The organism is Methanobrevibacter thaueri, from assembly GCF_015062915.1.
GTDB lineage: Archaea > Methanobacteriota > Methanobacteria > Methanobacteriales > Methanobacteriaceae > Methanocatella > Methanocatella thaueri_B.
In genome coordinates this window covers 149,385-161,737 of sequence record NZ_SUTJ01000005.1, presented here as the reverse complement: position 1 = coordinate 161,737, position 12,353 = coordinate 149,385, and the positions used below count along the sequence as shown (strand labels likewise).

Sequence of the window (12,353 nt, the reverse complement as noted above, 5' to 3'; positions counted from 1 at the left end):
ATACTCATCCTGCTTTAACTAAAAGTATATCCAGTTGGATAACCTATGCGAATTATATTTTGGGACGCCCTCTTATAATTAGCATGATAAATATAACTATTCTCATCTACAGTATAAACATTACCATTATAATCACTAACCAACATATTACATTTACCATCTAAAGTAACAGAAGCAATACTGTTTAAATTAGAGTCTAATAATGAAAGAGCAGTACCATTATTGGTTAAAATACAAATATTACCATTAGTATCAATAATAGGATTACCTACAGTACCACTGATACTGTTAGTTATTCCAGTATTTAAATTATAAGATATTAAACCATTTACAGTATTAACATAAATATTATTACCATATAAGTATGGTTTAGATAACATTGCAGGAGTACCATAAGTTATACCATTAATTGTTAAAATACTACTGTCATAATAATAATCAGTTCCATTATTTTTAACTAAGCTAATCCAATTATCTCCATAACCATATTCACTACTTAAATAAATAGTATTATTATAAAGTAATGGAGCATAAAGACTAGATCCTTGATAAATATTATTGTTAGTTAAAGAAGAACCGTTATTTAAATAAAGTAAGTATAATGCATCATATGATGCAGGAGCATAAACAATATTATTTTCAACTAATAATTCATGGAAATAACCATGTTCACTTGTGAAATTCCAAACAAGAGCATGACTTGTGTAATCAAAACAATATAAATTATGATTAGCAGGAACTAAAATATAATTACCACTAATAACTGGAGCACCACTCAAAGGACCATTTAATGCATTATTCCAAGCAGATGCTGTTATTTTTTTACCAGTTGGAATTTTTACATTACCTGTTGGTAATGTATCATTTTCTTCAGGTGCAGTATAATTAGAAATATCATCAATAGTATTATTATAAGGGACAACATTTACTTTATCATTATAAATGTAAACAGACCCAGTACCATTATTTGGACCATAGAACTGATTATTAGTATAAGTTAAATATGCTGCAGTAGAACTGGTTCCGGAATAATAAAAGAAAATAGCATGACCAGAATTATCATTTTTAGCAGTATTATTAACAAAAACAGAATGATCAACAGTTAATCTACCAGCGCCGGAAAAAGAAATAGCTCCGCCACTACCAGTTGCATTATTTTCATAAAAACCACAATTTTCAATAACTATTGTTGGCCTACTACCATAAGTACTTGCAGCTATAGCACCACCATCAGTTCCATGAGCTTCATTAGCAGTGAAAGTAGAATTAATTACAGTTAAGTAACTGTAAGTATATAATGCTCCACCATTCCACCTTGCAATATTATTTCTAAAGTTAGAACGAACAATTGTAGTGTTTGCATTACTGTGAGTGTGAATTGCTCCAGCCCACCAGTATGCTTCATTGTTTTCGAAAGTTGAATCATAAACTTCTAGTTTACCACAGTTGTTGATTGCACCAGGTTCAGTGGTAGCATAATTATTTTTAAAGGTAGAATCTCTAACTGTCATTCTAGCATTGTTTACAGCAGTTCCCCAAGAAGTGTAGTAATTGGTTACTGCACCAAAACTAGATTTGACATTTGTAAAAGTACAATTTTCAATTAATGCATATCCGTAGTTTAACCATATTACTGATTGGTGATCGCCAGTACAGTTGATATTGTTAAATACACAGTTTTTAAAAGCAAAGTTTCCATTACCCATCAGTTTTATGAAGATATTATTTGACAAGTATTGGAATGTAACATTTTCAAAGTTAACATTTAAATTATTTGCAGAAGTAATCATTGGAATGTAATTATAGGATGCAGCACTATTCCAGTCTGCGTTACCTATATAATATCCATAGCCCCCAACGATAGTTATGTCATGATTTATACTAATTTGATCAGAACTGCTTGTTGACGGAGCAATATTACTCTGATTTAATTTAACTGTATTTACATTTGTATCTTCGACTTCTGATTTAAAATCTCCCCAGGTATAAGTACCTCGAGTAGGTTCACCATCAGAAACCACTTCATCAGCATCAGATGTTGATACATCTGTTACAGTATCATCAACAGAAATTACTTCATCAGTAACTTCATCTGATGATATTTCCCCAATATCACTAGTATCTTCAGCAGAAATAGCGCCTATTCCTGCAACAAACACTAGCAACAATAATGAAAATATTAAAAATCTAGATTTCAATATTATCGCCTTTCAATTTATTCATTTTCAAAAATTACTATTAAAAATCATTAAAAAATCTTTCAAAGAGATTGATACTTCATTATTACATACATGACTGAAGTTGTATTGAAAAATCTTCTAATATAATTTAATCTATATTTAAACATATATAAAATTATCTTGAATAAAATTAAATATAATAATCATAATATTATTATATAAAGTAAATTAAAAGGTAATGAATTATGAGTAAAAGAGTAAAAAAATACTTATTAATAAGCTTGATTATAATAATATTAATTAATATTACAAGTATTGATGCAACTGAAAATAATACTAATTCTTTAGAAATAACAAATGATAATGCAATTGAAATAGATGAGAATACATTAAATTCACAGCATATTGAAGAGGATAATTTATCACAAAATTTTAATAATCAAACATATGATAATTTATTAAGTCAAAGTCAAAATGATGAAATATTATCTAATTTTATGCCATATAACCCTGAAATTGCAATAACTGTAAATGATACCAGTTCTTTTGAGGATACCGGAAATATAACCATAAACATGCATTTTTCATTCGTTACTCCATACAGTGATGGTGAATTTTCAACATACAACATCCACATTTATGAAAATAATACTCTAATAAAAAAAATCAATATTGGTGATTTAAACCTCCCCGAAGTAAAACCCGGCGTAACATATACTGCAGATGTGCCATTCACATACACATTAAATCCCAATAGTTATTTGACAACTTCACTATTCGACACATATTCCAATATATTGCATTTTGAAGAAATAAAAAACAATACAGTTATTAAAAGTTTAAACAATACACAAATACTCATAGACAATACTTTTTCATCTAACCAATCCTGGAATAATAGTGTTAAATCACTGCAAAAAGCAATAGATTTAGCAGTAAATGGAGGAACCATCACATTAACTGACATTAATCTCCTACAAGATACAATAGAAACCATACAAATAAATAAAAATATTACCATAACTGGAAATAATGCTTCTTTTATTTTAGATAAAACACAAACATTACTTGAAATACAATCCACTACAAGCATAACTTTAATCAATCTAACATTCATCGGAAATAACAACTACATCATATCAAATAAAGGAAATTTAAAATTAATAAACTGTACTTTTAAGGACAACAGTTTAGGTTTGATAGACAATACTGGTGAATTAGAACTTGAAAATTGTAAAATCGAAGACCTAAACCAATTCTACCAAACAAGACCCTCAAACATTAACGGATTAATAACAAACACAAAAACACTAAAAATCACAAACACAACATTCACCAATAATAAATATACACCATACAACCTTCCAACAGAAACAACAACATTAAACGGAATCATATACAATAAAGGAACTCTCTACATTGAAAATGTCAATTTCACCAATATCAACTACAGAATAATATACAATGATGGTAAAAGTTCACTAAATAACACTTTAATTGAAGATATAACCTCAACAAGTACCCAAGCAGTATATTTAATATCAAAACAACAAACATTAAACAACCAATACACCTACAACAACTATAAAACACAAAGCACAACAAAAAAAACAAATGGAGGAGCAATCTACAACACCAAAGAACTAACAATCATAAACTCCTCATTTAACAATATCATTGGAAATGACGGAGGAGGAATCTACAACACCAATAACTTAAAAATAATCAACTCAACATTCCACACAATAACCGGAGATAATGGAGGAGCAATCTACAACACCAATCAACTTACTATTGAAAATTCAATATTTAATAATAGTCAAACAAGTGGAAGCATTAATGACATTAGAAATGGATCATCAATTTATACAACTGGAACCTGCAATATAAATAATTCCACAATAACAGAATCAAAAACATTTAAAGGATTAGGCGGAATATACAATGACGGAACATTAACAATTAACAATACAATAATAAGTAAATGTAGTGGCAATTTTTATGTGGGAGGAGTTGGGATACATAATAATGGAATAATGGTTATTAATAATTCTCAAATACTAAATAATAATGCTCCATACTCATATTTGGTATACCGTTATGTTCCACAACCAAATGGAGAAATGTGGACATATTATTCACATATTTATGCAGGAGTGATTTCCAATAGTGAAACTGGAAAAGCCACAATAACAAAAACCATAATAAAAAACAACACAATAAGTTGGGGAAATAGTGGAACTGGATGGCAGAGATATTATGGAATTATTAAAAATGATGGTGAAATGGAAATAACCAGTTGTATCTTCGACAACAATAATCCTATTTGGCATTCACTGAATGCAGGTGATGGATCATTTAACATTTACAATACCGGAAAAATAACAGTAATGTACTGTTATCTATTAAACACAAAAATTTATTTAGATCAAAAAGACCCATCAGGAGCTCTAGGAGGTTTACATTCACCAAAAAGCTTCTTATATGATGCTGGAACAAAAAACTGCTACATAAACTATAATTATTATTGTTTAGACCATAATGATTCCGTTCAGAATGTGGATTTCAATTATTACTTCACAGTTGCGTTTGAACAAGAGTACTATCCGATTAAATTAAACAAAACACAAAACATTACATTAACTTTAGCATTGACAAACGGACAAGACACAATTGTATTTAATGATTGGGACAAATTGCCTTTCAAGCTAGGATTCAACACTACAATAACAACAATAAATGAAAATGGAGAATGGATAAACATAACCACAACATTATATGATAAAATAACATTCAATTTCAACTACACAAACATTAAAAATCAATATAATATAACTGCAACAATACTCGGATATGACAAACATGTTAGTCTTGTGGATGTGGGAAAAGAATTTGCCAATCTAACAGTAGAATACAACAACATCACATATAAAGACGGTGAAATCCAATTCAAAATGAACGTCAGTGGAGATTATGGCACACCAACAGGAAATATCACATTAACATTCAACAACCAAAACTACATCCTAACATTAGATAACGGAACCTGCAATTTCACATTGCCATCCAACTTAAAACCAGGAAATTACACAGTCAAAATATCCTACAACGGTGACAATACATATTTCAAACTCCTGAACAATATCTATCAGTGTACTGTTTATAAGATTAAAACCAATATTACTGTTGTTGCTCCTGAAGTCAGATATGGTGAAAAAGGTAAAATAACAATTACAATCACACCGGATGACGCCAAATTATATGGTAAACTCTATGTTAATGGAGTATATGTTCATGAAGCAGACACACAATCCACCAGAACTTTAACAATCACCAGAAACGTTGGAGTATATAATATTACTGTAATATTTGATGAGGATGAATATTATGAATCAGGTTCTGCAAGCACACTGTTTGTTGTAAGCAAATGGAAAACCAATTTGACTTTAACCAGTGAAAATATTAATGAAGGAGAAGGCGTTGCAATTTTAAATCTCACAATAAACCCGGGAGATGTTAGAGGCGAAGCAATAATATGTATTAATGGAGTGAACAATACAATATTCATCAACAATACCGTTACTCCAATTACAATTACTGATCTTCATGATGGAATATACACTGTAAGTGTTTTCTATCCTGGAGATAAGAAATACGCTCCGTCAAATGCAACAACCACTTTTAGCGTTTATAGAAAACACACTAACTTAACAGTCACTATAAGCAATAATGATGATTTAACAGGTAATATCATTGTTAAAACTGATTATATGGACTGTACCGGTGAAGTGGGAGTATACATTAATAACGATGAGGTTATAATAAAAAATTTAACTAACGGTTCATGCAACTTCAATGTTAAATTCAAAAGAGGCACAAACTATATTTATGTACTATATCTGGGGGACAATTATTATTCATATGTTTCCTGGAATACAACAAAACATATTGAGGGAAAAGCAATCATTAACACTACCCATCCAATTATCACTGAACAGGAATTAAACTATTATATTATAAAATTATTTGACACTGACAATAATCCCTACGAATACACAAATATCACTGTTTTATTTAAAAATGAAACTATTAATTTAACCACTGATGAGAATGGAGTTGCAAGACTGCCTGTTACAAGTAAAGCCGGAAAATACAATATTACAGTCACATATAAAAACACAACATACACTGACACTGTAACTGTTAATCCTGCAAAAATAAACATTGACATCAAGGATATTCTTGCCGGCGAAATTGAAATAATTACTGCCACATTACCGGAGGGTGCATCCGGTAATGTCACACTCATCGTGGACAATAATATAATTAATGAGTCTTCAAGCATTATTATTCCGGATTTAGCTGCAGGTGAGCATAATCTGACAGTAATCTATACTGGTGATGATAATTATATTAATCAAACAATTAATATGAAATTCAGTGTTAAAAATGCCATATCACAAATAAGAATAAGCACATCCAACATTACTTATGGTGAATCTTTTAGTGTAACTGCATTTGTCACAAGCACTGCAAGCGGCAGCGTAACATTCACATTAAACAATCAATCACAAACAATTAGCTTAACTGGAAATCAGGCAAATGCTGTATTTAGCAATGTTCCTGCCGGGGATTATATTTTAACTGCCAAATATAATGGAGATAATATATATCAAGGATCAGATGCCTCCGTTAATGTTAATGTTAAAAAGGCAACCCCAACAATAACAATTAAGACTACACCATTAGTGTTAAACACTAATATTCAAATTGATGCTGTTTTAAATGGTGATGCGACAGGTAATGTTACTTTCCGCATTCAGGGACAATACTCACCAAGAAACAGGACAATTGTTAATGGTAATGCTTCATGGCTAATCAGTCCATTGAATACAGGTTCCTATAATCTTATCGTAACATATAATGGTGATAATAATTATGAGTCAAAAGCAGTATCTGAGATACTTATTTTAAATCAAGTACAATCAGTATTAAAAGTAAACATTGCCAATGTTAATGCTGATGATGATTTGATTGTTACAGCCACACTGAGTGACGTTAATAATCATAAAGTATCCGGTGATCTGGTTCTTGAGATTAACGGCAATTATTATAGAATCATCATTACTGATGGTGTTGGATCAAGAAACCTTGGTGAGTTTAAAGTGGGAAGTTATACCTACACTGCAACATATCAGGGTTCTGATTTACTTTCAATGGCAATCGCCTCCGGTTCTTTTAATGTATTAAATAACAATTATAAAATTACCGGCAACAAAAACATTGTACAGTATTACGGTGCAAACAAGGAGTATAAGGTGCAGGTGCTGAACAATAACGTTCCCGTTAAAAACGCAATCGTAAGCATCAAGATAAACAAGAATACCATTAATGTGAAAACAGACAGCCAGGGTTATGCAACACTAAAACTCACACTCAAATCAGGCAAATACACCATTACATCAACATATAAAAACGTGAAAGTCAAAAATAAAATCACTGTCAAAAAGACACTCATAACAAAAAACAAGAAAATCAAAAAGGGAAAAACACTAACCTATACTGCAAAGCTTTTAAACAAAAACGGAAAGAAACTTAAAAACAAGAAAATAACATTCAAAATCAACGGCAAAAAATACAAGGCAAAAACCAATAAAAAAGGAATCGCTAAAATCAAAGTCAAAAACCTCAAAAAAGGAAAATACAAAATCAAAACCACATATGGCAAGCAGAAAAACACCAATACCATAACAGTCAAATAAACTACTTTAAATCCATCACCATCAATTAAATTTTTTTTATAACCTCGATTTTATTAATATCCCTCTTCAAAAAAATGTTTAATTAATGAAATCGAAAATCAGGTAGAATGTTTACGTTAACACTGAATATTTTCCATTAAGAAATTGGTTATGAAAACCTCTATTGATTAATGAAAACATAAGAAACATAAGAATCATAAAATTTTTTTATGTTCTTTATGTTTTTATGAATATCCAAACTTGTTGAAAACAAAAAGCAAAATTTTATAATTGGTGATGACAATACATTATTCTATAAATTGTCCACGGAAAAGTGGTAAGTAATCGAAAATCCGATTTCTTACTTTTAGTTAACACATTAATTTTTCATTCCATTTTTCAAAATACCTGAAGGGTATATGCAAGTTTTACCACATAACGTGCATTAGATATAGTTTTATTAATTACTAGAGGTAGTGCATCTACAAGATCAAGGCCAGTGTTTATTCCGTCAGTTCGAGGTTGCCTTTCATCTTCACCCCAATAGCTACGTTTAGTATTGTACTGTTCTACACGATTATTCAATAATCTGGTTTTAATATAATCTGTAAGTCCCATATAATCACTATCGTTTAAATTTTATATGATTTGTTATTATAATTTTTATTATATTATTTATATAAAATTAGTAATAAATTAATGGGATAATTATTAGAAAAAAATTTAAAAAAAAATAGATAATTAATATTGATAGCATTCAACACATATTACCCAGTGCCAAATGCTATCGCTATTTTACTTATATGATATTATGATTGGCCTCCGACCTTTTCAATAATATCATAAAATTCTTTTTTCAGTTTTTTCATCTCATCAAGTTCTTTTCTCATGTCACCCACTTCGGATTTTAATGTTTCATTTTCTCTTTCGATTTGGATGAACTGAGGAGATTTGATAGATAGCTTTTCAACATCAATGTTGATTGTTACCGCTGAAAGATGCTCGATATATTCGAATTTTAAATCTTCAGGATTGGTCAGGAAATATGCAGCATCTGTTTTGTTTTTGGCTTTGCCCTGTAAATCATTAACCTTGTCTATGCTCATACCATCATTGTATAATGCGCTTGCATGAAATTTACGGAGCATATGGGTTCTGAATCTACGATATGGGCCAACCCTTCCAAGACCTAAAGTATCATTAATGTCTTCAAATAATCTCACAAGGTGTGTGCGGCTAATATCAAATAATGGACTTTCATTAGTTAGTGGTTTTTCACGAATCAACAGATATGCGTTTATAGCTTTTACGGCTTCAGGACTGCAATATGTGAGATAATATTTGTTTGTTTTTTTCCTCAAAATACTGAAGGTTGGAACAATATCATCAACATCATTGAGATAATCAATTACTTTAAAAATATCCATGTTCCTGCTTGGTAAATAATCAGACAAAGCATCAATGTAATCTCCAACTGTCAAGCTCAATGTTTCGGCTCTAGCGCAACCACTAGAACAACCGAATAGTATTACGGCTTTCATCATAGGAGATGCTATTTTAAAAGCTTCTCTGATTACTTCCTTATCCGGTAAATCTTTAAAGTATATTGGAGCTGATTTCTTAATGGCTTTTTCATTAACTTTAGGCAGATCCATTACCTCAATGTCATAGAATTTGTAGAAAAATTTAATGCAGTTCATTTCTTTTTTCACTGAGCTAAAAGCGTATCCCTGCATCATATGGTGCCTATATTCAACTAATTTTGCTTTTAATCGACTATGTTTCCATTTTACTCCATTGTTCTCATCTTCTTCTGCTTCTTTAAGAAAGTCTTTAAGTTCCATATCAAAATAGTCACAGTACTTTCTAAGAGCATGTACATAATTCAACGCTGTCCCCTCAGAGTGGTTACAGGTTATTGACATATTTCTTAATAGCTCGTCATTCATCATACTAATCACTTCTATTTTTCATATGTATAATATCTTGAGAGAGAGCAGTTGAGAAGTAATAAGCATGCGAACAATATAAACTGTTCGTATAAAACAAAACTATATATAAAATAATGATTAAAATAATAACAATTCATAAATAAATGAATTGAAATTAAGGAGATTTAAAAATGAAAGCTAATGCTCAAAAAATAGCTGATGGAGTATACTGGATCGGTGTACTCGATTGGGACTTAAGAACATATCACGGTTACACATTAGACGGAACCACCTACAACGCTTACCTCGTTTTCGGTGAAGACAAAGTTGCATTAATCGATAATGCTTACCCTGGTAAAACAAAAGAAATGATGGCTCGTATCGACGATGCTTTCGCACAAGAAGGAAGAGACGTCAAAGTTGACTACATCATTCAAAACCACGTGGAAAAAGACCACTCCGGTGTATTAGTGGACTTACACAAAAGATTCCCTGAAGCACCAATCTACTGTACCGAAATTGCAGTTAAAGGATTGTTAAAACACTACCCATCTTTAGAAGGCGCTGAATTCATCACCGTCGGAACCGGTGACAGCCTCGATGTTGGTGGAAGAACCTTAGCGTTCCTCGACGCATTCCTCTTACACTGGCCTGACAGCATGTTCACTTTACTTGCTGATGAAACCGGTATTTTATTCCCTAACGATGCATTTGGTCAACACTTATGTTTCACCAAAAGATTCTCTGATGAAATCCCAGAAAACATCCTTATGGATGCTGCTCAAAAGTTCTACGCAAACCTAATCACTCCGCTTTCCAAATTAGTTCTCAAAAAACTAAACGAAGTAGTGGAATTAGGATTACTTGATCAAATCAAAATGATTGCACCATCCCACGGTCAAATCTGGACCGACCCAATGCAAATTATCGGAGCTTACCAAAACTGGGCTACCGGTGTATGTGAAGACAAAATCACAATCATCTACGATACCATGCACTACTCAACCCAACAAATGGCTCACGAAATTGCTGAAGGTGCAATGAGTGAAGGTTATGATGTGGAAATCTTCTTCTTACACGAAGATGAAAGATCAGAAATCGTTAAAAGTATCTTAACCAGTAAAGGTATTGCTGTTGGAGACCCAACAATCAACGATGTACCATACCCAAGTATCGGGGACATCATGTACTACTTAAAAGGATTACTCTTCAACAGAACCGGTATCGAAAGAAAAGCTGTTACCTTCGGTTCAATGGGTGGAAGAGGAGGAGCTCCTGCAAAACTCGCTGAAGAATTAGGAAACTGCGGATTCGATATTGTTGACACACAAGAAATCTACTTTGTGCCAACCGCTGATGAAGACGAAGCAAGCTACGAGTTAGGTAAAAAATTAGCTCAAGCATGTAAAGAATTATAGAAAGAATTACACATTCTTTCTTCTTACTTTTTTTATAAAAAGCCGGCAACCAGGCTGAACACTATTATCATTGCCATAACAACTGACAAGGCATTCACGATTGGCTTGTAATGCTCTTCGGACAACCTATAGCTCAGGAGTATCTCAAGCATGTAGCCGCCATCCAATGGCTTTAACGGGAGCAAATTGAATAATCCAATTCCAAGGTTAAGCATCGCAACCCATTGGAAAAGCTCAAGAAGCTCGAACAACACCCAAGGTATTGGGCCGAGACTATTGTTTATCATTTCAAAGTGTTTGCTTGCCTGTATTCCGAAAAATCCGACTGACTCATTATTTGGATTCTTATCAAGAACCACATTATATGTTCCCTGGTCTGTTTGAACCGATACATTGTCCCCCGGATGGAATGACCCTACAATATTGACATAAGACTCGGAATCGTTTACTTTTTCATTGTTTATTGACTCTATAATCATTCCTTCCTTCAGGATTCCGTCAGACGGTGAATCACTGACTATTCTATCTATTTCAATACCGTTCTCATCAAAAAAGGCAGGTATTCCCATTGAAATCAGTGAAATTAGAAGCATTGCAATCAATGCCAGTGTAATGTTGGCAACAGATCCGGCTGCATACACCCTCAGCCTTGAGGATCTCTTGGCGTTTTTCAATTCCTCCTCATCAGGCTCCACAAATGCACCTGGAATGATTGCAAAGAGCAATAATCCTATTGACTTGATTGAAATCTTTTCCCCAACGGACTGGATACCGTGGGAAAACTCATGAACCACAAGAACTGTCGCCAAGGCTATCAGACCATAGACAAATGGAATGTAGATTGATGAGCCGGGCATCTCCACGCCTGGAATGATGATTGACACTGACGGTGTGTCGAAAACCGTCGGTAAAGTGGATACAAGCGTCCATGTGATGAAAATCATGGCTCCAAAGGCCACGACAATTCCAAGATTCATGTACCATCTCCAGAATCTTGGTGAAAAATTAGAAATTCCGGATATCAGTCCCCTGAGGCGTTGGGTTCTCCACATTATGACTGGAAAATTCATCTCCACCCCATGA

The 12,353-nt window shown here is 32.4% G+C and carries 6 protein-coding genes; 2 read left to right on the top strand and 4 right to left on the bottom strand.

Annotated features, from left to right (window positions below):
- Window positions 1-14 precede the first annotated feature (14 nt).
- A complete protein-coding gene (locus tag E7Z78_RS05275; protein ID WP_303724131.1) occupies window positions 15-2,198 on the bottom strand; it encodes a PQQ-binding-like beta-propeller repeat protein in 2,184 nt (727 codons plus the stop codon).
- Between the two features lie 227 nt (window positions 2,199-2,425).
- On the opposite strand from E7Z78_RS05275, the gene E7Z78_RS05270 reads away from it, so the two are divergent.
- Entirely contained in the window at window positions 2,426-7,942 is a 5,517-nt protein-coding gene (locus E7Z78_RS05270; RefSeq protein WP_303724130.1) for an Ig-like domain repeat protein, read from the top strand.
- Between the two features lie 378 nt (window positions 7,943-8,320).
- Here E7Z78_RS05270 and E7Z78_RS05265 read toward each other — a convergent pair whose 3' ends face one another.
- Together E7Z78_RS05265 and E7Z78_RS05260 are read right to left on the bottom strand one after the other, a co-directional pair.
- A complete protein-coding gene (locus E7Z78_RS05265; RefSeq protein ID WP_303724129.1) occupies window positions 8,321-8,539 on the bottom strand; it encodes a hypothetical protein in 219 nt (72 codons plus the stop codon).
- A 191-nt stretch (window positions 8,540-8,730) separates the two neighbouring features.
- Window positions 8,731-9,765 carry a site-specific integrase gene (locus E7Z78_RS05260; protein ID WP_369693467.1) on the bottom strand — a complete coding sequence of 345 codons (1,035 nt, stop codon included), beginning with the start codon at window positions 9,763-9,765 and terminating at the stop codon, window positions 8,731-8,733.
- Between the two features lie 278 nt (window positions 9,766-10,043).
- On the opposite strand from E7Z78_RS05260, the gene E7Z78_RS05255 reads away from it, so the two are divergent.
- On the top strand, window positions 10,044-11,270 hold the full coding sequence (locus tag E7Z78_RS05255; protein WP_296874237.1) for an FprA family A-type flavoprotein: 1,227 nt from the start codon (window positions 10,044-10,046) through the stop codon (window positions 11,268-11,270).
- A 32-nt stretch (window positions 11,271-11,302) separates the two neighbouring features.
- Here E7Z78_RS05255 and E7Z78_RS05250 read toward each other — a convergent pair whose 3' ends face one another.
- The gene (locus tag E7Z78_RS05250; protein WP_303724127.1) at window positions 11,303-12,340 is read right to left on the bottom strand and encodes a site-2 protease family protein; all 1,038 of its coding nucleotides are present in this window, start codon (window positions 12,338-12,340) and stop codon (window positions 11,303-11,305) included.
- Window positions 12,341-12,353: the final 13 nt, after the last annotated feature.

Excerpts from the sequence above, each read along its gene's own strand:
- E7Z78_RS05270 (WP_303724130.1), top strand. The coding sequence starts at position 2,426 with ATGAGTAAAAGAGTAAAAAAATACTTATTAATAAGCTTGATTATAATA.
- E7Z78_RS05265 (WP_303724129.1), bottom strand. The coding sequence starts at position 8,539 with ATGGGACTTACAGATTATATTAAAACCAGATTATTGAATAATCGTGTA.
- E7Z78_RS05260 (WP_369693467.1), bottom strand. The coding sequence starts at position 9,765 with ATGGAACTTAAAGACTTTCTTAAAGAAGCAGAAGAAGATGAGAACAAT.
- E7Z78_RS05255 (WP_296874237.1), top strand. The coding sequence starts at position 10,044 with ATGAAAGCTAATGCTCAAAAAATAGCTGATGGAGTATACTGGATCGGT.
- E7Z78_RS05250 (WP_303724127.1), bottom strand. The coding sequence starts at position 12,340 with ATGAATTTTCCAGTCATAATGTGGAGAACCCAACGCCTCAGGGGACTG.